This is a genomic window from Burkholderia sp. 8Y (genome assembly GCF_902506145.1).
Lineage (GTDB): Bacteria > Pseudomonadota > Gammaproteobacteria > Burkholderiales > Burkholderiaceae > Caballeronia.
In genome coordinates, this window is record NZ_LR733519.1 from 334,162 (window position 1) to 358,560 (window position 24,399).

At 61.9% G+C, this 24,399-nt stretch carries 18 protein-coding genes; 11 read left to right on the top strand and 7 right to left on the bottom strand.

Annotated features, from left to right (window positions below; all coding sequences use genetic code 11):
* Positions 1 to 219 precede the first annotated feature (219 nt).
* Positions 220 to 2,175, bottom strand: a complete 1,956-nt coding sequence (locus tag GV035_RS01505; RefSeq protein WP_159832774.1) for a methyl-accepting chemotaxis protein — start codon at positions 2,173 to 2,175, stop codon at positions 220 to 222.
* Between the two features lie 404 nt (positions 2,176 to 2,579).
* Here GV035_RS01505 and GV035_RS01510 point away from each other — a divergent pair, with 404 nt between their 5' ends.
* Positions 2,580 to 3,869: an MFS transporter gene (locus tag GV035_RS01510; protein WP_159832775.1), complete on the top strand. Its 1,290-nt coding sequence runs from the start codon at positions 2,580 to 2,582 to the stop codon at positions 3,867 to 3,869.
* A 50-nt stretch (positions 3,870 to 3,919) separates the two neighbouring features.
* Here GV035_RS01510 and GV035_RS01515 read toward each other — a convergent pair whose 3' ends face one another.
* A complete protein-coding gene (locus GV035_RS01515) occupies positions 3,920 to 4,927 on the bottom strand; it encodes a LacI family DNA-binding transcriptional regulator (protein WP_159832776.1) in 1,008 nt (335 codons plus the stop codon).
* 182 nt (positions 4,928 to 5,109) lie between these two features.
* On the opposite strand from GV035_RS01515, the gene GV035_RS01520 reads away from it, so the two are divergent.
* The 4 genes from GV035_RS01520 (at position 5,110) to GV035_RS01535 (ending at position 9,541) form a co-directional block, all read left to right on the top strand.
* Positions 5,110 to 5,940, top strand: coding sequence for an NAD-dependent epimerase/dehydratase family protein (locus tag GV035_RS01520; protein WP_159832777.1), 831 nt, complete (start codon positions 5,110 to 5,112; stop codon positions 5,938 to 5,940).
* On the top strand, positions 5,937 to 6,845 hold the full coding sequence (locus GV035_RS01525) for an SMP-30/gluconolactonase/LRE family protein (protein ID WP_159832778.1): 909 nt from the start codon (positions 5,937 to 5,939) through the stop codon (positions 6,843 to 6,845). The genes GV035_RS01520 and GV035_RS01525 overlap by 4 nt, the downstream gene beginning before the upstream one ends.
* A gap of 155 nt (positions 6,846 to 7,000) precedes the next feature.
* Entirely contained in the window at positions 7,001 to 8,344 is a 1,344-nt protein-coding gene (locus tag GV035_RS01530) for an MFS transporter (protein ID WP_159832779.1), read from the top strand.
* Positions 8,345 to 8,563: 219 nt separating this feature from the next.
* Positions 8,564 to 9,541 (top strand): aldo/keto reductase, encoded by a 978-nt coding sequence (locus tag GV035_RS01535; protein ID WP_159832780.1) that lies wholly within the window; start codon positions 8,564 to 8,566, stop codon positions 9,539 to 9,541.
* Positions 9,542 to 9,691: 150 nt separating this feature from the next.
* Here GV035_RS01535 and GV035_RS01540 read toward each other — a convergent pair whose 3' ends face one another.
* The 5 genes from GV035_RS01540 to GV035_RS01560 form a co-directional block, all read right to left on the bottom strand.
* Entirely contained in the window at positions 9,692 to 11,032 is a 1,341-nt protein-coding gene (locus GV035_RS01540) for a TAXI family TRAP transporter solute-binding subunit (protein ID WP_236572380.1), read from the bottom strand.
* 155 nt (positions 11,033 to 11,187) lie between these two features.
* Complete coding sequence (locus tag GV035_RS01545) at positions 11,188 to 12,069, bottom strand: hypothetical protein (protein ID WP_159832782.1); 882 nt, start codon at positions 12,067 to 12,069, stop codon at positions 11,188 to 11,190.
* Positions 12,070 to 12,722: 653 nt separating this feature from the next.
* Positions 12,723 to 13,160: a hypothetical protein gene (locus GV035_RS01550; RefSeq protein WP_159832783.1), complete on the bottom strand. Its 438-nt coding sequence runs from the start codon at positions 13,158 to 13,160 to the stop codon at positions 12,723 to 12,725.
* A gap of 167 nt (positions 13,161 to 13,327) precedes the next feature.
* A complete protein-coding gene (locus GV035_RS01555) occupies positions 13,328 to 14,251 on the bottom strand; it encodes a DNA-3-methyladenine glycosylase family protein (protein WP_159832784.1) in 924 nt (307 codons plus the stop codon).
* A 289-nt stretch (positions 14,252 to 14,540) separates the two neighbouring features.
* Positions 14,541 to 15,284, bottom strand: coding sequence for a GntR family transcriptional regulator (locus GV035_RS01560; RefSeq protein ID WP_159832785.1), 744 nt, complete (start codon positions 15,282 to 15,284; stop codon positions 14,541 to 14,543).
* A 164-nt stretch (positions 15,285 to 15,448) separates the two neighbouring features.
* Between GV035_RS01560 and GV035_RS01565 the strand changes: the two genes are divergently transcribed.
* From GV035_RS01565 to GV035_RS01590, 6 genes are all read left to right on the top strand, one after another.
* Entirely contained in the window at positions 15,449 to 16,669 is a 1,221-nt protein-coding gene (locus tag GV035_RS01565) for a pyridoxal-phosphate-dependent aminotransferase family protein (protein ID WP_159832786.1), read from the top strand.
* Positions 16,666 to 17,457, top strand: coding sequence for a 2-keto-4-pentenoate hydratase (locus GV035_RS01570; RefSeq protein ID WP_159832787.1), 792 nt, complete (start codon positions 16,666 to 16,668; stop codon positions 17,455 to 17,457). Before GV035_RS01565 ends, GV035_RS01570 begins: the two co-directional genes overlap by 4 nt.
* 72 nt (positions 17,458 to 17,529) lie before the next feature.
* The gene (locus GV035_RS01575; protein WP_159832788.1) at positions 17,530 to 20,571 is read left to right on the top strand and encodes an FAD-binding and (Fe-S)-binding domain-containing protein; all 3,042 of its coding nucleotides are present in this window, start codon (positions 17,530 to 17,532) and stop codon (positions 20,569 to 20,571) included.
* Between the two features lie 285 nt (positions 20,572 to 20,856).
* Entirely contained in the window at positions 20,857 to 22,146 is a 1,290-nt protein-coding gene (locus GV035_RS01580; protein ID WP_159832789.1) for an MFS transporter, read from the top strand.
* 70 nt (positions 22,147 to 22,216) lie between these two features.
* Positions 22,217 to 22,999, top strand: a complete 783-nt coding sequence (locus GV035_RS01585) for an enoyl-CoA hydratase/isomerase family protein (protein ID WP_236572381.1) — start codon at positions 22,217 to 22,219, stop codon at positions 22,997 to 22,999.
* Between the two features lie 79 nt (positions 23,000 to 23,078).
* Positions 23,079 to 24,266: a CaiB/BaiF CoA transferase family protein gene (locus tag GV035_RS01590; protein ID WP_159832791.1), complete on the top strand. Its 1,188-nt coding sequence runs from the start codon at positions 23,079 to 23,081 to the stop codon at positions 24,264 to 24,266.
* The last annotated feature ends 133 nt before the right edge of the window (positions 24,267 to 24,399 follow it).

Here is a 24,399-nt window from a genome sequence, read left to right on the forward strand (position 1 = left end):
GCTTGAATTCGCTTGCTTGCTACATCGTAGCTGTACAAAAAGTCTGAATGCGATGTTCGCCGTCTAAATACTATGTTGGCATCGCGAGGTCAATGCCATGATGGACGACGCTTGGTAAGCTTCATAGCAAGGACGGTGCCACGCGTCTATCGAGCGTGTGGAACAAGAGAGGCGCGCCAAGGAGTGGACAGCGCCGAAGCGTCCTGGATCACGCACTGGTCACACGCGAAACGCACTGACTGCCCGAGCGAGCCGCTCCGCCTGTTCGCGCAGTTCCGTGGTGGAATGCTCTGCTTCGCCGACGAGCGCCGCATTCTGCTGCGTCGCTTCGCCGATCTGCATGACCGCCGTGTTGACTTGCTCGATGCCGCAAGCCTGCTCGCGCGAGGCCACGCCGACTTCGCCGACGATCGCATTCACGCGTGCGACGTGCTCGACGATGCCGCTCATCGTGCTGCTTGCTTCCTCTGCGATCTTGAAACCATGCGACACCTTGGTCGCGGACTCCGTGATTAACGCTTCGATCTCCTTGACCGCGCCCGCGCTGCGTTGCGCAAGCGCGCGGACTTCGGATGCGACCACCGCGAAGCCCTTGCCATGCTCGCCCGCGCGCGCCGCCTCGACGGCTGCGTTGAGCGCGAGGATATTCGTCTGGAACGCAATGCCCTCGATGGTCGCCGTGATGTCGGCGATGCGCCGCGCGGATGCGTCGATCTCGCTCATCGTTTCGACGACGCGCGCCACGGCCTCGCCGCCCGCACGTGCTGCGTCGGATGCGGACGACACCAGCGTTCCGGCCTGCTGGGTATTGGCCGCGTTCTGCTGCACGGTGGACGTGATCTGCTCCATGCTGGCCGCTGTTTCTTCGACGCTCGATGCCTGCGTGGCGATGCGCGATGCGATATCGCTGCTCCCCGAGGCGATGCGCGCGGTGCCATCCGTCATGTCGGCGGATGCGCTTCGCACTTGCCCGACGATGCCGGCGAGCCCTTGCGAGACGCCGTCGATCGCGCGCATCAGGCGACCGATATCGTCCTCGCGCGCAGTGTCGATACGCACGGTCAGATCGCCTGCGGCAATACGCTCGGCAGCACGCGTCACTTCATCGATAGGATGACCAACGAGTTTCGCGACGGCATAGAGCAACGCACCGACGAGCGCGGCGATCACGACCAACCCAAGCATCAGGAAACGGTTGCGGCTTGCGTGAATGCCGGCAAGCAGTTCGTCGCGATAGGCGATGCCGCCGATCATCCAGTTCCATTGCGGCACGGTCGTGAAGACGATTTCCTTCGCGCCGCCATGGACGTGTGCATCGGCGCCGGGAATGTCGGCGCCATCGAACGCGAGCTTGCCTTCATGCGCGTCGAGCATGTGCTTGAAGGGCGCAACGCGCTCATCCGCCGCTTGTCCCTCGTTGCCGGGATGCACGAGCAGCTTGCCGCGATTCGGCCCGTTCGAGGCATCGACGACGAAGTAATAGCCGCTCTCGCCGATGGTCAGCTTGCGGATGTCGTCCTGTAGCGCGGACATCTCGGCTGTCACGTCCACGCCTACGAAGAGCGCGCCGATCACGCGGCCTGTCGCATCGGTCACGGGTTTATATTCGGTGATGTACTGCTTGCCGAAGAGCGCAGCCATGCCGATATAGCTCTTCCCGGCGAGGATCGGACCGTAAGCGGGGCCTTTGCGGTCGAGCAGCGTGCCGATGGCGCGCGAACCGTCTTGCGTCTTGAGTGACGTCGTCACGCGCACGAAGTCGTCGCCGGTGCGGGCGAAGATCGTCGATATGGCGCCGCTTTCTTCGAGGAACGCATCGGGAATGGAGAAGTCGCCATTCAGGGGCTTGTCGCCCGCATTCAGGCTCGGCGTCGCTGCGCCGGCGACATCGACGGTATGCGCTTCGTCGAGCGCGAAAGCGTTCGGCAGGCGATGCGAAAACATCGTCATGAAGCGCGCGACTTCGGCGTTCACCGCGGTGTCGTAGAGACGGATCATGGTGACGATCGAGCGGTTGTCGCTCTCGACGCGGGCGAGTGCGTGGGCGTCGACTTGCTCGCCTGCGGAGCGGGTGACGGCGAGCGTGAAGCTCGCGACGACGATAGCCGCGAGCGTGCACGCAAGAATGGCGAACTGGGTTCCCGCATTTGCGCGGGTGAAACGTTTGAAAGGCATGGACACGTTAAGTTAATGAAAGGTGTCCGGTTTTTATCGGCAAGAATGGGCTCTTTCTTTAATGATTGAGACGTTTTTACCGCTTGGCGGGCGGGAGCCAGTCACAGGTGTTTGGTCTTTTGCATGCCGCATTCGGCATCCCGGAATGCAACATGCCGGATGCACTAGAAAACGATTAACGGCGCGCACGCCTAGGTGCGTTTGCAGGATGACATCATGCGCAGCGGACGCGCCTGCGTCAGGGTAGTCCCGGGGTAGGCGCGATCGTCCAACGACGATACTCTTCGGAAAAACGTTTTCCAAGAAACTGCAGCGCGGCGCATTTGCTCGCCGCATGCCACCGGCGCCCGTCGCCTTCTACTGACACGCGGCACGACGAGCGCCGCCGCGTAACGGAGACAACCATGCAAACAGCCGTCGTCGGCATCGCCCGCACCGCCAGCCGGTATCGGTGGATCGTGTGTGCGTTGCTGTTCTTCGCGACCGTCATCAACTACATGGACCGGCAAATCCTCGGCTTGCTGGCACCGTTGCTGCAACATGACATCGGCTGGACGCAGATTCAGTACGGGCGCATCGTCATTGCGTTCTCGGCCTTCTATGCCGTCGGCCTGCTGTGCTTCGGACGCATCGTCGACTGGCTCGGCACACGGGTCTCCTACGCGCTGGCGATGTTCGTCTGGAGCGTTGCCGCCATGCTGCACGCGGCAGTCGGCTCGGTGATGGGATTCGCGATGGTGCGCGCGCTCCTCGGCATCGGCGAAGGCGGCAACTTTCCGGCGGCCATCAAGACGACGGCCGAATGGTTCCCGCGTCACGAGCGCGCGCTCGCCACTGGTATTTTTAATTCAGGTGCCAACATCGGCGCGGTTTTCGCGCCGGCCATCATTCCGGCGCTCGCCGTGGCCATGGGCTGGCGCTCGGCGTTCGTGATCGTGGGCGCAATCGGACTCGTGTGGCTCGCGGTCTGGTTCGTCATGTATCGCCAGGCGGACAGCCGCACGGACGACGACGAACTCTCGCACGAAAAAGACGAAGCCGAAGCCGCCGACGCCGGACGGGCGAAGGCGGGCGCGCCCGGTTTCAAGGTGCTGATCCGCAAACGCGAAACGTGGGCGTTTCTGATCGGCAAGTTCCTGACCGATCCGGTGTGGTGGTTCTATCTGTTCTGGCTGCCGAAATGGCTGAACGAATCGCGCGGCATGGACATGCAGCACATCGGCCTTCCGCTCGTCGTGATCTACGCGATCACCACGGTGGGCAGCATCGGCGGCGGCTGGATTTCGTCGGCGTTGCTGCGCGCGGGCTGGAGCGTGAATGCAGCACGCAAAACCGCGATGTTGATTTGTGCATGCTGCGTGCTGCCGATTGCATTCGTTTCGCAGGTCCACGATCTTTGGTTGGCCGTGGCGATCGTCGGTCTCGCGGCTGCGGCGCATCAGGGATGGTCGGCTAATCTTTTCACGACGGCTTCCGACATGTTCCCGCGTCGTGCCGTAGGCGCGGTCGTGGGTATCGGCGGGATGGCCGGGTCGATCGGCGGCGTGCTTTTCTCGGAAGTGATCGGGCAGGTTCTGCAACGCACCGGTCAGTATTGGGCGCTCTTTGCGATCGGCGCACTGGCTTATCTCGTCGCCTTCGTCGTCATGCACGTGCTCACGCCGAAGATGGCGCCGGCCCGGCTCGACGCGTGAGTGCGGCCGTGCGACGCATCGTGATGCACGTCGACACGATGCGCCGCGTTTCACTCGGTCGTCATGGCAGTGGCCGCAGCCGTCGATTCACGCACGATCAATCGCGGCTCGAACATGGAATTGCCGGGGTCCGGATGGCCCGCGAGCGCGTCGATCAGCTTCTGCATCGCGAGTTCGCCCATCTTCTCGCTCTGGATATCGACTGTGGTGAGGCCGGGCGCGGCGTATGCGCCGTACGGCACGTTGTCGATGCCAGTGACCGAAACGTCCTGAGGCACGCGAATGCCGAGCGTCGCCGCTTCTTTCATGAAGCCGAGCGCAATCAGATCGTTGTAGCAGATGACCGCCTGCGGACGCCGCGGACCCAGCATCACGCGCGAGCAGGCATGTTCGCCGGCGAGCGAAGTCGGAGCGTGGGCATCATGAACGTCGAGTTCGAGGCCGGCATCTTGAAGACATTCGCGCACGCCGCGAATCCGTTCATCGTTAATGCGGGCCTGGCCGAAGCCAAGGTATGCAATATGCCGATGTCCGAGGTTCAGCAGATGCCGCGCGAGCATGTGCGCGGCCAAGCGGTTGTCGATGCCGACGCTCGGAATAGGCAGCGCCTCGGCGTTGCGCAGAAGCACGACGGGCTTGTCGAGGTCGATCATCCAGCGCGCGTCTTCGTCGGACAGGCGCGAACTGACGATCAGGCCGTCCACGCGCTGAGACAACGCTTCGATGAGCGGACGCTCGCGCGCCTGATTTTCGTCGATATCCACGAGCAGCAGCGTGTAGTCGTGTCTCAGCGCAATGCGGTTCGCGCCCTTGACCACGTTGGTGAAGTGCGGATTGCTGATGTCGAGGATCGTGAGGCCGATGGTGCGCGTGCGGCCTGTGATCATCGAGCGCGCCAGCGGGTTGGAGCGATAACCGAGCGAGTCGATCGCAGCCTTGAGCCGCGCTTCGACCGGCGCCGAGAACCGTTGGGCGCCGTTCATGTATTTGGATACCGTCGCGACCGACACGCCGGCAGCGGCGGCGACATCGCGAATGGTCGGAGAAGTTTTTTTCATGTCGGGGTAACGTTTTCTCGCGGTTTCCAATATTTTCGGATTGTCGCAGAAATTTGGGAAACAGAATTGCGTTTTGGATGCAGCATGCAAGTTGAGGTGGCAAACTACACGGGCGACCATCCAAGGTGGGACGACCAAAAAACGTTTTACTTTTTTGCATCCGGTAAGGACGAGGAGTTTCGATGAACCAGACCAACGCAGCGGGCAAACCGTACAAACGCCTGCTTTTGACCGGCGCTGCCGGCAATCTCGGTCGCCAGTTGCGTGGCGCGCTCGCAGAGTGGGCCGACGTCGTGCGCGCATCCGACATCGCTCCGCTCGACGATGCCGCAGCGCATGAAGAAGTGAGCGCCGTCGATCTCGCGGACCGCGATGCGGTGATGCGCCTGGTCGAAGGCGTCGATGCAATCGTGCATCTCGGCGGCATCTCGATCGACGCGCCGTTCGACGACTTGATCGAGGCGAACATCCGAGGCACCTACAACCTCTATGAAGCCGCGCGCCGTCACGGCGTGAAGCGCGTCGTTTTCGCGAGCTCGAATCACGCGATCGGTTTTCATCCGGTAACGGAGGTTCTCGATGCAGACGCGCCGCAACGGCCCGACAGCCTCTACGGGGTGACGAAGTGCTTCGGCGAGGCGCTTTCGCGTTACTACTTCGACCGTTTCGGCATCGAGACGGTGTGTATGCGCATCGGCTCGTCATTCGAGGAGCCGAAGAATCCGCGCATGCTGGTGACCTATCTCAGCTACCGCGATTTCATTGAACTCGTGCGTTGCTCGCTCTTCACGAATCGCGTTGGGCACACCGTCGTGTACGGCGCGTCGAACAATCCGCTGAAGTGGTGGGACAACACGAAGGCGAGCTTCCTTGGATTCAATCCACAAGACAGCTCGGCCAAATTCAACGACCGCTTCCCGGCCTCGGCGCCGACCGCCGAGCGTGATGACCCCGCGCAGCGGTTCCAGGGCGGCGCGTTCGTGCTGGGCGAACCGATGGAGCGCGGCCAATGAGCAATGCGCCTCGGGTGGAGCGGCTGGAGGCGGCGGGGCGTGCGACGGTCGGCGAGTGTCCGGTCTGGCATGCAAAAGACCGCGCGCTGTATTTTGTCGACATTCCGGAACGGCGCTTCGTGCGTCTGGACGTCGAAAGCGGGCGGCGCGCCGACTGGACGCTTCCCGAGCAGATCGCGTGTTTCGCATTCGATGCTGCGGGCACTATCGTCGCCGGCATGGAGAGCGGGCTGCATGCCGTGACGCTGCATGCTGAAGGCGAAACGCGCGTGACCCGGCTTGCCGCGCCACGCTTCGACGCGCCGGGCATGCGCTTCAACGATGGCCGCTGCGACCGGCAAGGGCGTTTCTGGGCAGGGACGATGGTGCAGGACATGTCGCTCGCGAGCACCGCGGGCGCGCTGTATCGCTACGACACCGGCGGCATTCTGTCCGAGCCGCTCGTCGATGGTCTCGTCACGCAGAACGGGCTCGCGTTCTCGCCGGACGGCGCGATTCTGTATCTGTCCGATTCGCATCCGACGAGGCGGCTCATATGGGCGTTCGATTTCGACGTCGACACGGGCACGCCTCATAACCGCCGAGTGTTGGCGGATCTGCACCAGCATGCGGGGCGCCCCGATGGCGCAGCGGTCGACGCGGACGGCTGTTACTGGACCTGCGGCAATGATGCCGGCCGCCTGCTGCGCTTCACGCCGCAAGGCAAGCTCGACCGAACGATCCTATTGCCGGCCACCAAGCCGTCGATGTGCGCGTTCGGCGGCGACGATCTTTCGACGCTTTACGTCACGTCGATTCGTCCGGCCGCCAATGCGACCGAAGACGACGGTTGCGTCTTTGCGCTGCGCCCCGGCGTGCAAGGATTACCGGAACCGGCGTACGGCGGTATGTTACCGGTCGCATAAATGCCATGAAAACGAAGTAATGACTGTCGCCAAGTGTGGGATTGGTCCGCACAGTACAGGCTAAACACCAGTTCTGTACTTGCTCCGTAGAGAGTAGGCTTGCAAGTCGCATTCAAGTCAACGATCGGCCGCTTGCCTATTCGGAGGAGACATTGATGGACCTTGAAACTCGCACCATGAAGCGCGTGATGGTTCGGCTCGTGCCGTTCCTCATCGTGTGTTACTTCGTCGCTTATCTGGATCGTGTCAACGTCGGCTTTGCTGCATTGCAGATGAACAAGGCGCTCGGCTTTTCCGCGAGCGCATTCGGCTTCGGCGCGGGCATCTTCTTTATCGCCTATTTCTTTTTCGAAGTCCCGTCGAATCTCTTGCTCGAACGCTTCGGCGCACGACGGTGGATTGCCCGCATCATGTTCACGTGGGGCATTCTCGCGGCGGCAATGGCGTATATCCCGCACATCGCGCAAGCGACCGGCTTGTCCAATGCGTACGTGTTCTATGGCTTGCGCATCTTGCTCGGCATCGCGGAGGCGGGCTTCTTCCCCGGCATCATCTTCCTGCTGACGCTGTGGTTTCCTGCAAAATATCGCGGACGTGTCGTGGGTTATTTCATGGCGGCCATCCCGCTGTCTACCGTGATCGGCGGCCCGATCTCCGGTGCGCTTCTGCAGCTAGACGGCCTTCACGGCATGGCGGGCTGGCAGTGGCTTTATCTGATCGAAGCGTTGCCGGCGCTGCTGCTAGCGTTCGTCGTGTTCTTCTATTTGACCGATAAACCCGCAGACGCACATTGGCTCGCCGACGACGAACGTAAGTGGCTCGTGGACCGGCAAGCGCATGAGCGCGCGCATCGCGAGGCGGTACATGCGTTCAGCGTGAAAGAGGCGTTGTTCAATCGTCGCGTGCTCGCCATTGCGCTGATCTATTTCGGCGCCAATGCCACCAACTATGGCTTGAGCTTCTTCTTGCCGCAGATCGTCAAAGCCTTCGGTTTGACCAACCTGCAAACCGGCTTCGTGACCTCGCTGCCGTATGCGGTCGGCGTCGTCAGCATGGTGCTTTGGGGGCGTCATTCGGACCGCACACTCGAACGACGCTGGCACGTTGCCATCGCGCTGATGGTCGCGGCGGCGGGTATCGCAGCGTCGGCTGGCCTGGATAATCCGGTGCTCAAGATGATTGCGTTGTCGATCGCGGGCTTTGGCATCTTCGGCTGCTTGCCGGTCATCTGGACGTTGCCTGCTGCGTTCCTTTCGGGCGCTGCGGCCGCGGGCGGCATCGCGGCAATCAATTCGCTCGGCAATCTGGCGGGCTTCTTCGGGCCGTATGCGATGGGCTGGATCAAAGACAGCACGGGCGGCTTCGGCGCAGGTTTGCTGTGTCTCGCGGGCGCCGGAATGGTCGGTGTCGCGGCCGTGTTATTGCTGCATCACGATTCCGCGCTCGAGACGATATCGGGGCCGCAGGATATGGAAGAAGGCGAGCCGGTGAGGTCATAGAATCCGGATCGGTTGTCTGCTTCTTCAAGCCCGCTATCGCGGGCTTTTTCGTGTATGCGACCGACTAATGCTCTCTCAGCGACGACAGAGTTCTTTAAGTTGCAAGCGCACGGGTCGCGCCAAGCAACGCATCGCAACCTGCGCTAATGTCGTCCTTTCAGCCTCTCACGCGCGAAGACGCTACCTTCCGACAACCAATCGACAGCACGGAGAATCTCGATGGACTATGTGAAACTCGGCACAACCGGTCTGGAAGTGTCCCGCCTCTGCCTTGGCTGCATGACCTTCGGCGTGCCCGAACGCGGCACGCATCCCTGGACGCTGGACGAAGAGAAAAGCCGTCCTATCATCCAGCAGGCGCTGGATGCGGGAATCAATTTCTTCGACACGGCCAATACCTATTCCGATGGAACGTCGGAGGAAATCGTCGGGCGCGCGCTGCGCGAGTTCACCCGGCGCGACGACATCGTGATTGCCACGAAGGTCTTCAACCGCATGCGCCCTGGCGCTAACGGCGCGGGGCTGTCGCGCAAAGCCATCTTCAATGAGATCGACAACAGCCTGCGACGCCTCGGGACCGACTACGTGGATCTTTATCAGATCCATCGCTGGGACCATACGACGCCGATCGAGGAGACGCTCGAAGCATTGCATGACGTGGTGAAAGCCGGCAAGGCGCGCTATATCGGCGCTTCTTCGATGTTTGCGTGGCAATTCAGCAAGGCGCTCTATACGTCGCGCGAAAACGGCTGGACCGAATTCAAGACGATGCAGAACCACTTGAATCTTCTGTATCGCGAGGAAGAGCGCGAGATGTTGCCGCTGTGTGCGGATCAGGGCATCGGTGTACTTCCTTGGAGTCCGCTTGCACGTGGACGTCTCACGCGCGAATGGGATGCGACATCCGAGCGTCAGCAAACGGATACGTTTGGCAGCACGCTCTATCAGACGCATGACGCGGACCGGGCTGTGGTCGAGGCCGTGGCGGCCGTCGCGAAGGCGCGCAACGTTCCACGCGCTCAGGTTGCACTTGCCTGGGTGGCGCAGAAAACGCCGGTGACTGCGCCTATCATTGGCGCTTCGAAGCCCAACCATGTGAGCGATGCGGTCGAAGCTTTGTCGTTGAAGCTGACGCCCGAGGAGCTTGCACAGCTCGAAGCACCGTACGTTCCGCATGCAGTCGCGGGCTTCAAGTGATGCGTTGAGCGCGGGTTGATCATCAGGTTGCAGTTCATGCGCGGCATGGCTGCGACCTGATGCGGCCTGAGTCATCTTGTTGGCTAAATAATACGAGGTACTAAGCGAAGGTTCAGTGCGTGCGACGAGATGTTGGCAGGTCCGCGCCTGCTAAACGGCTTGCCTGTCTCTTCTTCCGGCGGCACTCAAACGCGAGCGCACAAAGCCGATATGCTCGCGAAGCACATACAGCGCATCCGTATGAGCGAGCGGCAACTTGAGCGTATCGAGTGATGCTTCGATGTCGTCGAGTTCGGCGAGCAGCGCGCGCCGTTCGTCGTCGCCCGAAAGATGCATCGCGCCGCGCTCCACCGCGATCAGCGCGCCGTAATAGCGATAGATGCGCGAGCGCACGCGCCATCGATACAGCGCCGGCACAACCCGAAGCGCCGGAAAAATCAGCACCGCAATAGGCAGCAGCAAGACGAGCGCGCGGTCCGCAACGTTTGCCAGCCAGAACGGCAGAGCGCGATAAAGGAAGCTCTTGCCCGAGCGGTAATAGCGGCTTGCATCTTCGCTGATCGGGAACTCGTGCGCGACAGGGCTCGGGAATTGGCCCGCGCGCTGCAACAGGCCCGCCTTGCCATGCACTTCCTGCGCTGCTTCGATCAACAAGTCGGACAGCGCCGGATGCAGGCTCGTGCGTGCGACGAGTTCAACTGTCGGGCTGATCAGATGCACCGGCTGCGGCGGAATACGTCTGCCAAGATCGAGGACGCCGGGCGGTAACTCGATGTCGTCGAGATACGGGAAAAGGCGCGTATAGGCGTCCGCTTCGTTGAAGTCCATCACCGAGATGCCGGGTACCTTCAGAAGGCGCAGCATCAACGTACGCGTCGCGGAATCGCCGCTCAGGAAGACTGCATCGGCTTGATTGCTGACGAGTTGCGTTGCGGCCGGCAGGCCATCGGTCGGAAGCAGCTGTGTACTGCCGCCGGGCGTGATGCCATTAGCTTCGAGCAGCTTGAGCGACAGTGTGCGTGTGCCGCTGCCTTCGCGCCCGATTGCAATGCGCTTGCCTTCCAGTTGCGAGAGCAGCGTCAGGCCCTTGCCGCGATAGAACACGACCATCGGCACATAAGCCACGCTGCCGAGAGACATCAGCGACGACGCTTGTTGAGGAGTGGCGATGCCGCCCTGCACGAGCCCGAGATCGACATGGTCCCTTGGATCGAGTAGGCGTTGCAGATTCTGCACGGAGCCGTCGGATGGCAGCACCTTGAGCGTGACGCCGTTGCGCGCAAGAAGCTTCGCATAGTCCTCGGCAATCTGATAAAGCGAACTATCGGGCGGGCCCGCCGTGATGGTGATGGAACGCGGCGGCGCGGGATCCACGAGCCATACGACGAGCACGATCGCCAGCGCGGAAGCAAGCACGAGCGGCCCGATGGACCAGGTGAGGTCGTGCAACAGTCGCCTTGCATGATCGTGCGCAAGCGGCGAGCGTGTCATGCGAGACCGCGTCATAGGCGGAACGCCTTTGCATCTTGCATACCGGAGAAGACATTGCGCATGTCGAGCCCGCTCGGAAGCTGCGTTGACTTCGCAGTGTACCGCCAGGCGAGGGCGAAGCGGCAGGGGGCCTCGAACGCAACTGCATTTTGCATTCAGGCCCAGTGCGCTGGAATCCAGACGGCGCCTACCCAGTGACCCGGAACCCAAACGGCGGGGCGAGGAACGGGGGCGACGTACACCACTGGCGCCGGCGGCGGGGGCGGTGCCACCACGACGGTGGTCGGAGGCGGGGGCGGTGCGACCACGATCGTCGAGGAGGGCGGCGGCACGGCCACGACTGTGGTTCCCGCAGTGACGGTGGCGCCCGCCACGACCGTCGTGCTGTGGGTGCCCGTGGTGGCCGTTGCGCTGCCTGACGTGACGACGACGCCCGGTGCGACGCTGGTCGCGCTGCCTGCATGAGTGACCGTGCTGCCGTTCGCGGTGTCGATGGTTCCCGAGCGGTTGCACGTATAGCCGGCGCAACTCGTGGATGCATTATGCGTGGATGTATTGCCGTTTGGTCCGGTCACCGAGCCCGAGGACGAGTACTGGCCGGGTGCGTTGCGCGTGACAGTATTCGCCGTCGTTGCGGTCTTGCCGCTGGGGCCAGTCATGTCGCCCGTGTGCGAGCAGGAGCCGCCCGCGCACGATGTGTCGCCTGCATGCTGCACCGAACGTCCGTAGGGGCCGTAAGCCGTGCCCGAATTCGAAAACTGGCCGGGGGCCGTGCGGGTGACCGTGCCGGAGTTCGTCGCGACGCCGCCCCACGGGTTCATCACGCCGCCCGCATGCGAGCAGCTTCCGCCGCCGCAAGAGCCCACATGCGCGCCGCTGTATGCACCGCGGCCGGTGTATGCGGTGCCGCCGCGCGCCCAGCCCGCGAAAGCCGAGCCGCTCGACAGTGCGAGCGCCGTGGTCGCGACGGCAACCAGCAGTCGGCGCAAGGCTGCCTTCGATGAGAATGAGCTGGCGAGATTCGATCTGTCGTTCACGTTGATTCTCCTCGATGAGCGAGCCACTTGACGTTGCGTGTGGCGACGGACTGACTATAGGAGAAGCCCGCTGCTAAGTCCCGTGCAGACTTATTTCATGGGATGTCGTGAAAGGCTGATTCGACATTTCCTATCTGTCCGACGAATCGCATAACGATGCTCGACAGTGGTTGGCTTCGTCGATGCGTTCCGATCACCGCGACGCCAGGTGGAGGCGACGCGAACAATGGTTCGATGGCGGTGCTCGATTGCCGCTCGCTTTCTCAGTGCAAGAGCACGACGACTGTGAGTACCGCGACAACCGCATGGATCGTCGCCACACGCGCTTTGCGCACCGAAAGTCGCATCACTTCGAGCATGGGCGCGGCGATGCCTGAAAGAGGCTTTGTATCGAGGGTTCTTAGTCGAAGGCTCAGGTTTGCCCGAGAGCCAGAGGTATGCGTGTCTTCTCTGCTGCAAGTGATAGCGGCGATGAGGGCCGCCGTGGTCTTCAGTGAGGAATTGTCGGCGAAGGCATCGAGTTATCTGTCGATGGCCGCGTATGCGACGGCTTCGTGATTCGTTCGCGATCTTGCAAGGCGGCATGCCCTGCGCGTCCTCGTTCTGGCTTGGTTGATTAACAAGAAATCATCGCGCGTCATCCGTACGCGCTGTCAAGGCGTGTCGTAGGTGGGCGGCTGTGGATTGTGGGCCGGGTTCGTGTCGAATTTGCTGATGTCGATGATCGCATCACTAACACGCGCTTTGAGCTGAACGAGATCGGCTTCTAGCGCATCGGCTAGAGCTTTGTCGTAGACCTCGGCGCCATGTACATAGATTGTGAAGGCCTGAAGGTACTTCGCTTCCTTGGCTGGATTCTCGATAGTCTCGCGCGTCCAGCGATATAGCGGATAGTGCTGCGTGCCTTCGCGTTCGGCTTCGGCTACGTAGTCGGCGAAGGCATCGAACTGACATTTGATTGTGGCGTCGTGCTTCCTTAGCAGTGCATCGAGCGATGACAGCCCAGCGTTCTGCGGTTCTTTGCGCGCCATCTCGGCGTACTGCGGACTGAGTCGAATACGCACTTGATACTGCCATCTGTCGTCGTTCATGGTGTGCTCCGCTCGAACCGAAAGTAGACTATACGCCTCGATGCGCACGCTATTGTGACTTCGCGAGGTGAGCGACGCGCCTCTGGAAGAAGCGTGAGCGCATCTGGCATGCAAGCGACCGGCATGCGGCATGCCGCATGCAATCAACGGGCATGCCGCATGCAGAATCATCCGCCCTTGGCGCGTCCGGCTTGCATGGCGACACCGTTCCAGAGATGCATCGCGGCGTAAGCCCGCCACGGCCGCCAGCGATCCGCATACGCTCGCTGTTGAACAGGCGTGGTCAGCGACGGATCATGCCGTGCGATAGCCTGCATGAGCACGAGATCGGCGTCCGGCCAGGCGTCGGGATCGCGTAGGGCCCGCATGGCGACATAGCCGACGGTCCATGGTCCGATGCCCGGCATGGCGAGCAGATCGCGTTTCAGGCGCTCGCGATCGATGCCCGGCGTGTCGATCGGTAGCGCGCCTGACGCTACGTCGTGCGCAAACCGCTGCACGGTCTCGACGCGCTTCCCCGGCATGCCGATCTGTTGAAGATCGGCGGCGGCCAGCTCCGCTGGCGTCGGGAATCGCCATGACGTAGCTTCGTGTAGATGCCCGTCGATGCGCCGCCCGGCACGCTGGACGATGCGCGCCATGATCGTCGATGCGCCTTTCACGCTCACCTGTTGCCCGACGATCGTTCGCACGACGAGTTCGAAGCCGGACCACGCGCCCGGCACGCGTAAGCCCGGCGCAGCCTCGACGAGCGGCCCAAGTAGCGGATCACGCACCAGGCATCGACCGATGGCTCGCGGATCGGCGCCGGTGTCGAACATGCGTGATAGCGGCTCCGCGAGTTCATCAGCGTGGCGACCGACGTCGCCTTCCACCGTCACGATCAGACGATGCTTGCACTCGTGTGGCCTGACCTCGACTGTGCCGTCCTCGCCGCGCCATTCGATCGCGCGACGGTATATGCCGCCCTCGACCGTCTCGACGCCCGCCGACGCCCGTCCGCTTATGAAGGCGCACAGCCGCGACCAGTCGAAGGGGCGTGTGAAGGGCAGTTCGATCACGGTCGCAGCGACGCGTTTGGTGGAATGCATGCTGAGTGCCGAATGAAGAATGCAATGCTGTTGCGGCATGACTGCGTTCATCCTTCGCCGGCTGTCGAGGTCGACAAGGCGTTCCCGACGACATCGAAAAAAACACGACCCTGCGGTCATCACACCGATGAGAACGCCGTCGCGAGATCGCCTGTTCTATGGGCGCATACCACGGCGAAAGCGGCCAGCGGAGAACCTCGACCGACCGCGTACACGCGTAGCCCGCCGACTTTCCTCTGCGTGTACGGGCAACACTTCCGCTTGCAGTGAAGCCCGCAACCTGCATTCATTATGCGTCTTTGGCGCCGCGCTTTGCCGGCACTGCGGGCTTGACCGTCGCTAGGGTACGCTCCGCCAGCACCGCATCCCGCTTGCCCAACAGATGCCGACGCAGGATGGCGGCCATGCGCGGACCATCTCGCGTTTCCAGTGCCGCGATCATTTCCTCGTGTTCGCGAATGGCGCTGTCCCACTTGGGCGTCTGAAAGTTGGAACGAAACCGCAGCGCCTGCAAACGACGGTTGATCGACACGTAGGTTTGCCGCAAAGCGGAATTGCGCGCGGCCTCGTTGATCTTGTCGTGAATCGCACGGTTGCGTGCGTAGTACCCGGACAGATCATTCTGCGCGCGGCATCCGACCATCTCTTCATGCAATGCCTTGATGTCCGCGATCTCGGCAGCGGTGATGCGCTCGCACGCGAGCTCACCGGAGAACGCTTCCAGCCCGCTCATCAGTTCGAACATCTCGCGGATTTCGAGGTCGCTGATCTGCGCCACTGATGCGCCTCTGTTTGGCGCTATCTCGATCAGCCCTTCCGCAGCCAATACCTTCAATGCTTCACGCAAGGGCGTGCGCGAGATTCCCAGCGTCTCACAGAGCTTGCGCTCGTTCAGCTTGACCCCCGGCGCCAGCAAACCCTCGACGATGAAGCTGCGCAGATTGTCGACCACGGTGTCATGCAGGCGAAGCCGTTCCAGCTTCGGCAGCAGGGAGGACGACAAACGCGCCTCCGGTATGTCCATATTTTGCATTCAATACCTCGAAATCCGTTTTCGGCAATTCTAGCCCACCGACAGCGGAAAAAACCGCCAGCGGGTTATCCCTAGGCCATTCGGCCTGATAAATCCTTTGCCGGCGCAACTCACTGCGTTAGAGTATTTTGCATGCAAAATTCAATTTCTAAGGATGCGCACCCATGCTGAAGCTCGACTTCCATCCCGCTGGCCGTCACTTTTTGCAGATTCCGGGGCCCAGCCCCGTTCCCGATCGCATCCTGCGTGCAATGAGCTACCCGACAATCGACCATCGGGGTCCGGAGTTCGGCGCGCTCGGGCTGAAGGTGCTCGACGGCATCAAGCGGATCTTCAAGACGACGCAGCCGGTGGTGATCTATCCAGCGTCGGGAACGGGTGCGTGGGAAGCGGCGCTGTGCAATACGCTCAGTCCGGGCGACGCTGTCCTCATGTACGAGACCGGCCACTTCGCGAGCCTCTGGAAAAAGATGGCCGAGAACCTCGGCCTCAAGCCGGAGTTCCTGGGCTTGCCCGGTATCGAAGGCTGGCGTCGCGGCGTGCAGCCGGACATGATCGAAAAGCGTCTGCGCGAAGACACGCAGCATGCGATCAAGGCGGTATGCGTCGTGCATAACGAGACATCGACCGGCGTGACATCCGACATCGCCGCGGTGCGCCGCGCGATCGACGCCGCCGGTCATCCCGCGCTGCTGCTCGTGGACACCATCTCGGGTCTCGCATCCGCCGATTACCGTCACGACGAATGGGGCGTGGATGTCACGGTTTCGGGCTCGCAGAAGGGCCTGATGCTGCCGCCCGGCATCAGCTTCAACGCGGTGTCGCCGAAGGCGATCGAGGCGTCGAAGGAGGCCAAGCTCCCGCGTGCGTTCTGGGACTGGAAAGAGATCATCGAGATGAACAAGCAGGGCTACTGGCCCTACACGCCGAATACGAATTTGCTATACGGCCTGCTCGAAGCACTCGACATGATTCTCGGGGAAGGGCTCGACAATGTATTCGCGCGCCATCAGCGACTTGCTGCCGCGTGCCGTTCAGCGGTTACGGCGTGGGGACTCGAGATTCAGTGCGCCGATCCCGCCGTGTATTCGCCGGTGCTGACGGGCGTGATGATGCCGGAAGGCGTCGATGCCGATGCCGTTCGCAAGCTCATCTACGAACACTTCGACATGTCGCTGGGCACGGGCCTCGGCAAGCTGAAGGGGCGCATGTTCCGCATCGGGCACCTGGGCGATTGCAACGATCTCACGCTAATGGCCGCGCTCACGGGATGCGAGATGGGCCTGAAGCTCGCGGGAATCGCGCTGAAGGACAGCGGCGTCGCCGCTGCGATGGACTATCTGACGAGCCACGTCGCAAAGCCCGAGTTGAAGGTGGCCGCGTGAACGCCGTATTCGACGCTGCCTCCGTCGCCCGGCTATTCCTTCAGGCGAAGGCGCACCGCGCGAAGCTCGACACGTTGCCAGAAGGCGTGCGCCCTTCCAATGCAGATGAAGCCTACGCTGTGCAAGAAGCAACGTTGCACGTGCTTCGCGCCGATGCCGCCGATGCGGGCGATGCACACGCGATCGGCGGCTGGAAGGTCGGAGCAAAATCGGCGGACGGTCCGATTCAGGGCGCGCTCCTGCCGGCGTATGGCGTGCATCGTTCGGGCGCGCATCTCTCGATGCAGGCTTTCGGCAAGGTCGCCCTGGAACTCGAAGTGGCGTTCACGTTCAATCGCCCGTTCGACGCTGGCAGCGGTCCGTACGACGACGCGGAAGTCTTAGCGGCTATCGGTTGCATACATTCGACAATCGAGGTTGTTGCGAGCCGCTTCGCCGCGTGGCCCGATGTCGACAAACTCTGGCAGCTCGCCGATTTGCAAAACCATGGCGCACTGGTTGTCGGTGAAGGCGTGCCGTACGACGATGCGTTCGCGTTTGTATCGCCGACGATGACGTTCACGTACGACGGCGCGTCCCTATTCGACGCAGCGCCCGCGAATCCCGCAGGCGACCCACGCCGGCTGCTGACGTGGACGATCAATCACGCGGTATCCCGTGGACTCTCAGTGGAGAAGGGCACGGTGATCACGGCGGGTTCTTATACCGGCATGGCGTTTCCGGACAAACCTGGCACGGCGATCGGCGCGATCGACGGCCTTCCGCCGGTTGTTCTGCATTTTGAATGAAGCGTGCCGGGATTCCGCATCAGGCATTAAGCATTAAGCATTCAAAAGACCACGCCCTCACTGACCGCGACAATGCTCAACTCAACTACCGACCGTCTAGTCAAGCCGATACATCTGATGCCGGCTTCGGCGCGGGCTCGGCTCGCCTCGGCGCCCACGCCTCTGCAGGAACGTTTGCAGCGTGAGTTGAAGGGCGATGTGCTATTCGACCGCGCATCCCGCGGGCGCTATGCGACGGATGCATCGATCTACCAGATCATGCCGCTTGGCGTCGTGGTGCCGAAAGACCAGGACGACCTTCGCCTGGCCTTGGACGTAGCGCGTGCGCAAGGCGCGAGTGTCCTGGCGCGCGGTGCGGGAACGAGCCAATGCGGACAGACGGTGGGCGAGGCACTTGTTATCGACACGACGAAATGGCTGAACAATATTGTTCATTTCGACAAAAACGCTTGCACGGTCACCGTCGAGCCGGGCGTCGTGCTCGATCATCTGAATGCGTGGCTTAAGCCACATGGCCTGTGGTTTCCTGTGGACGTTTCGACGAGCGCGCAATGCACGATAGGCGGCATGGCCGGCAACAACTCGTGCGGCTCGCGTTCGATGGAATACGGCATCATGGTGCACAACGTCGAGGCGATCGATACGATCCTCGCCGACGGTCACGATGCGCATTTTGGCAAGCTGTCCACGATGCAACTCGATGCACGCATGCGCGATCTCGTCGATGGCGTGCGCGGCATTGCAATGCGCGAACGCGATGAACTGCGCGAGCGCATTCCGAAGGTATTGAGGCGCGTGGCCGGCTATAACCTTGATCTGTTCGATTGTCAGAGCCCGCTGTCCTTCAGTGACGGCGAGCCCAATCTCGCGAACCTGCTGGTCGGCTCGGAAGGCACCCTTGCGTTCAGCCGTCAGTTGACGCTCAAGCTGTCGCCGCTGCCAGCGCATAAGACGCTCGGCGTCGTGAACTTTCCGAGCTTCTATGACGCGATGGACATGACGCAGCACATCGTCAAGCTCGGGCCGGTCGCCGTCGAACTTGTCGATCGCACGATGATCGACCTCGCGATGTCCAATCCGTCGTTTCGTCCGGTCATCGAGAAGGCTTTGGTGGGCGATCCCGAAGCGGTGTTGCTGGTCGAATTCGCGGGCGCGGACCGCGATACGCAGTTAATGAAGCTCGCGCAACTTGTCGAGTTGATGGGCGATCTGGGCTTGCCCGGTTCGGTCGTCCAAATGCCTGAAGCGGGCCCGCAAAAGGCGCTATGGGAAGTGCGCAAGGCCGGGCTCAACATCATGATGAGCATGAAGGGCGATGGCAAGCCGGTGTCGTTCATCGAGGATTGCGCGGTGCCGCTCGAGCATCTCGCGCAATACACGAGCCGTCTGACTGAAGTGTTCAGAAAGCACGGCACCGAGGGTACATGGTATGCGCATGCAAGCGTCGGTACGTTGCATGTGCGACCTATCCTCGACATGCGACGCGACGGTGCGGTCAAAATGCGCGCCATCGCGGAAGAAGCTGCGGCTATGGTGTGCGAGTACAAGGGCGCTTATTCAGGCGAACACGGCGATGGTCTCTGCCGTGGCGAGTGGGTCGCATGGCAATACGGACCGCGCATCAACGAAGCATTCCGCGACATCAAGCGGCTCTTTGATCCGGACAACCGCATGAGCCCGGACCGCATCGTTGCTCCGCCAAAGATGGACGATGCCGCGAATTTTCGCTTTCCGCCGTCGTATCGCGAACGGGCCATTGCCCCGCAACTCGACTGGTCCGCGTGGAATGTGACGCGTGATCCGATGACGGGTATGGAAGGCGTCGCTGGCTCGGGCACCGATCTCGCGGAAGGACTCGCGAAGGCGGTCGAGATGTGCAATAACAATGGTCACTGCCGCAAATTCGATGCGGGAACCATGTGCCCGAGTTACCGCATCACGAAGGACGAGCAGCACGTGACACGAGGCCGCGCGAATACGCTGCGCCTGGCTCTCTCAGGCCAACTCGGCGACGAGGGAGAAGGACTCGCGAGTCAGGACGTCAAGGACGTCCTCGACCTCTGCGTATCCTGCAAGGGATGCAAGCGCGACTGTCCGACGGGCGTCGATATGGCGCGCATGAAAATCGAAGCGCGTGCGGCATGGACAGCGCGCCATGGTCTGCGCATGCGTGAACGATTGATTGCGTTCCTGCCGCGCTATGCGCCATTTGCAAGCCGCATGCCGTCGCTTGGCAGCACCATCGAAACGAACATGCCTTGGGCGGCGCGTTGGCTGAAGACGAAGCTCGGACTCGCGCCGCAACGTGCGTTTCCTCGCATCAGGAAGCCTTTTCTCAGTGAAGCGGCAAGCAAGCCGGTCCTGTCTGCGACGAAGGAAGTGCTGCTCTTTGTCGATACGTTCAACAACTACATCGAGCCGGAAAACGCCCGCGCCGCGCAGCGCGTTCTGCAAGCGGCCGGCTACACGGTACATGTGAACACGAAGAAGAGCGAGCGACCGCTCTGCTGCGGCCGGACCTTTCTCGCGGCTGGGCTTGTTGCTGAAGCCAAGGCCGAAGCACGCCGAACGCTCGATGCGCTGATGCCCTACGTGGAGCGCGGTGTAGCGATAGTCGGTCTGGAGCCTTCCTGTCTGCTGTCTTTACGCGACGAATTCCTCGGCTACGGATATGGAGAAATCGCTAATAAGGTGTCCGAAGCATCATTTCTGTTTGAAGAGTTTCTGGTGCGCGAGCGTGCCGCGGGACGATTCGATCTCGCGCTGAAGCCGCTGGACAAGCCGCGGGCGTTGCTTCATGGCCATTGTCATCAAAAGGCGTTCGACGCCGTGCGACCTGTCGAAGCAGTGCTCGGATGGATCCCCGAGCTGCACGTCGCCACCATCGAGTCGTCGTGCTGTGGCATGGCCGGAAACTTCGGCTACGAAGCGGAGCACTACGAGGCCTCGCAAGCCATGGCGGAGTTGTCGCTGATGCCGGCGGTGCGCAAAGCAAGAGACGCGCGCGATGCCATCATCGTCGCGGACGGCACGAGCTGCAGGCATCAGATCGCGGACGGCGCGCAGACTGAAGCGTGGCATGTAGCGCGCGTGCTAGAGCGTGCGCTGGCATGAAGCCGACCGATTGAAGCAGGACGTACACGAGCCAATAGATTCATTCATCGACACCACAACAGCGGACACTTCCACGATCCGCGACAGGAGACGACGCCATGAAAACCACCAGCAAACCACGCAGTCGACGCTTACGCCGACGCACGCAATAGACACATAGGCGGTCATCCGTTACCGATGATCGCCACCCATCGATCTTTAATTCGACGCACCAAGACGCTGTTCCGTATGTCGTGGCCAGGCGCCCTTGCGCTCGGCTCACGCACGCGATCACTCAAGGAGACGATGATGTTCCGTCGAGCCACCACGCGCGTTCTGCTGCTGCTATGCGCGATGTATTTCATTACCTATATCGACCGCGTCAACGTCAGCACCGCCGCAAGCCAGTTCGGCGCGGAGCTCGGTCTGTCGCACACTCAGATCGGCTTCGTGTTTTCTGCATTCGCGTATCCGTATCTCGTCTTCCAGATCATCGGTGGATGGGTGGGCGACCGCTTCGGGCCGCGCCGCACGCTAGCGGTGTGCGCCATCATCTGGGCCGGTGCGACGGTGCTGACAGGCTTGGCCGGGGGCTTCTTCTCGCTGATCGTCGCCCGCGTGCTGCTCGGCCTGGGGGAAGGTGCGACCTTCCCGACGGCGACGCGCGCGATGTCCAACTGGATGCCGGCCGACCAGCGAGGTTTTGCACAAGGTATTACGCATGCAGCATCCCGCATTGGAAATGCAGTCGCGCCGCCGCTGATCGTCTGGCTGATGATCGCGACGAGCTGGCGAGGTGCGTTCATCATCACCGGGGTCATCAGCTTCGCGTGGGCGCTGGTGTGGATGTTCTACTTTCGCGACAACCCGCGCGATCATCCACGCATCACGGAAACCGAATGCCAGACCCTCGCCACGTATTCTGGCGTCAAGGAGCGCAAGGCCGTGCCGTGGCGCACCTTGCTCGGCCGGATGGCGCCTGTGACCGCCGTGTACTTTTGCTACGGCTGGGTTCTGTGGCTCTTCCTCGGCTGGATCCCGCAGTACTTCCTGCACAGCTATCACATGCAGCTTGGAAAGTCGGCACTGTTTGCATCCGGCGTGTTCTTCGCGGGCGTGCTCGGCGACTGGCTCGGGGGTTCGCTGACGGACCGTGTCCTGCGCAAAAGCGGCAACGTGCGACTGGCGCGCAATGTGATGGTCGGCGTATGCATGCTGCTGACGCTGTTGTCCCTCGCGCCGATCATGCTCGTAACGAATCTTTCGATCACGCTCGTCGCGCTGTGCCTGTCGGCTGGCTTCTTCTTCAACGAGATGACGATCGGCCCGATGTGGTCGGTGCCGATGGACATCGCGCCGAAGCACTCAGGGACAGCCGCTGGCATTATGAATTCCGGCTCGGCACTGGCTGCGATCATCAGCCCGGTCGTTGGCGGTTGGCTCATCGACCGCACCGGCAACTGGAACCTACCGTTCACGGTCTCGATGATCCTGATGGCAGCGGGCATCATCCTCTCGTTCACGATGCGCCCCGACCGCGCGCTCGAAGTAGAAGAGGAAAAAACCGAGACGGTGCCTGCGAGCAAGTTCGTGTGACATGCGAGGCGTTCCTCGCGGCCGTTCAGTGACGTCCGGAAGTGCATGCAACATTCAATCAGGAGGCGAAGTGACGGAACCATCCATCGTGACGGAGCGTGACGGCGATATCGCGACGGTCATCATCGACCGGCCCGAGAAACTCAACGCGATGACGAAGCACTTGTGGCAATCGCTCGGCGAGACTATCGAGGCGCTCTCCGCAGACGATGCGCTGCGCTGCATCGTGCTGCGCGGCGCGGGGGAAAAGGCGTTCTCACCCGGCAACGATATCGGCGAGTTCCGCACCGACCGGTCGAACGTCGAGCAGGCGCGTGCATACGGCGCGATCATGCATCGCACGCTCGCGGCGTTGAAGAACTGTCGCCACCCGCTGATTGCGATGATTCACGGCATCTGCGTGGGAGGCGGTCTGGAAATCGCGGCGATGTGCGATCTGCGTATTTGCGGCGAATCGAGCCGCTTCGGTGTACCGATCAAGAATCTCGGCCTCGTGATGGCACATGCGGAAATGGAGGGGCTCGTGCAGCTCGCGGGCCCTGCCGTCGCGCTGGAGATTCTGCTCGAAGGGCGAATATTCGACGCTGCGGAAGCCCTCGCGAAGGGGCTCGTCACGCGGATCGTCCCGGACGGCGAAGTAACGTCGCATACCTATGGCACGGCGCGCCGCATCGCCGATGGCGCTCCGCTGGTCGCACGCTGGCATAAAGAATTCGTGCGTCGCGTGATGGACCCGGCACCGCTCACCGACGACGAGCGCGACGAAGGCTTTGCCTGCTTCGGCACGGAGGATTTCCATACCGGATACGAGGCGTTCCTGAGCAAGATCAAACCTGAATTCAAAGGGCGTTGAAATGGCATTCGGAATACCAGAAGATGCATCCGCGAAGTCGGCTCAAGCGACGAACGCTGGCAAGGGGCCGTTAGCAGGTATGCGCGTGATCGAACTCGCGCACATCATGTCCGGGCCCATCTGCGGGATGATGCTCGCGGACATGGGCGCGGAGGTCATCAAGGTCGAGAAGATACCGAGCGGTGACGATTGCCGAAGGTTCGCGCCGATCCTCGAAAGCGGCGAATCCGCATCGTTCATGATCGTGAACCGGAATAAGCGAGGCATCGCGCTCAACCTGAAGACTGAGGGCGGCCAGGACGTGCTCAAGAAGATGCTCGCGAGTGCGGACGTCGTCACCGAGAACTATCGGCGCGGCACGATGGAGAAGCTCGGCATGGGCTATGAAACGCTGAGAGCTGTCAACCCGGGTCTCATCTACTGCGCAATTTCCGGGTATGGACGTAGCGGGCCGATGGCGGACAAAGGCGGATTCGATCTTATCGCGCAGGGCATGAGCGGTTTGATGAGCATGACCGGCGAGCCTGGCCAGGCGCCGATCAAGGCCGGCTCGCCCGTCACCGACATCAACGCGGGCATTCTCGCGGCCCTCGGCATCAGCGCGGCGTATGCGAGAAAGCAGGTCACGGGCGTGGGGCAGATGGTCGATACATCGCTCTTTGAAGCGGGACTGCAGCAAATGTACTGGGCGTTTGCGAACTATTTCGCGGACGGGACGGTGCTGCCGAAGGCGGGCTCGGCGAACCCGACTAGCGCGCCGTATCAGGCGTTTCGCACCCGCGATGGCTGGGTGAACATCGGCGCGGCTAACCAAAGCAACTACGAACGATTAGTCGGTGTACTAAATATTGCGGGATTAGTCGGCGATCAACGATTCCAGACCAATGCGGGACGGCTGAAGCATCGTGATGCGCTCGTCGAGATACTCACTGCGCGCCTGGTGGAGCGCACCACGGACGAGTGGCTCGCCGCGTTCGACGAGATCGGGCTGCCGAGCGGGCCGGTGCTGGGTGTTCCGGAGGCGTCATCGCACGAGCAAGCGTTGGCGCGGGGAATGATCGTCGAGACGGAGCATCCGCTCGCGGGCCGCATGCGCGGCATCGGCTTGCCGATCCATTTTTCGGATCCTGCTGCGCAGTCGTCGCGTCCAGCCCCGCTTCTCGGGCAGCACACGTCCGAAGTGCTGCATGAGTATGGTTTCGACGACGCACGCATTCAGGCGCTGAAAGATGAAGGCGCGATTCTGGAGACGGAAGTGCCGGCGTGAAGCATCGTGCTCCGGTTCTTTGCATGCGGCATCTGGTATGTCGCATGCAGGGGAAGGCACGTCTTCCAGTGGCACTTTGTTCAGTCGTCTCACGTCCACGAAGGATCATGACGCTCGCTTCCCCGCCCGCCGC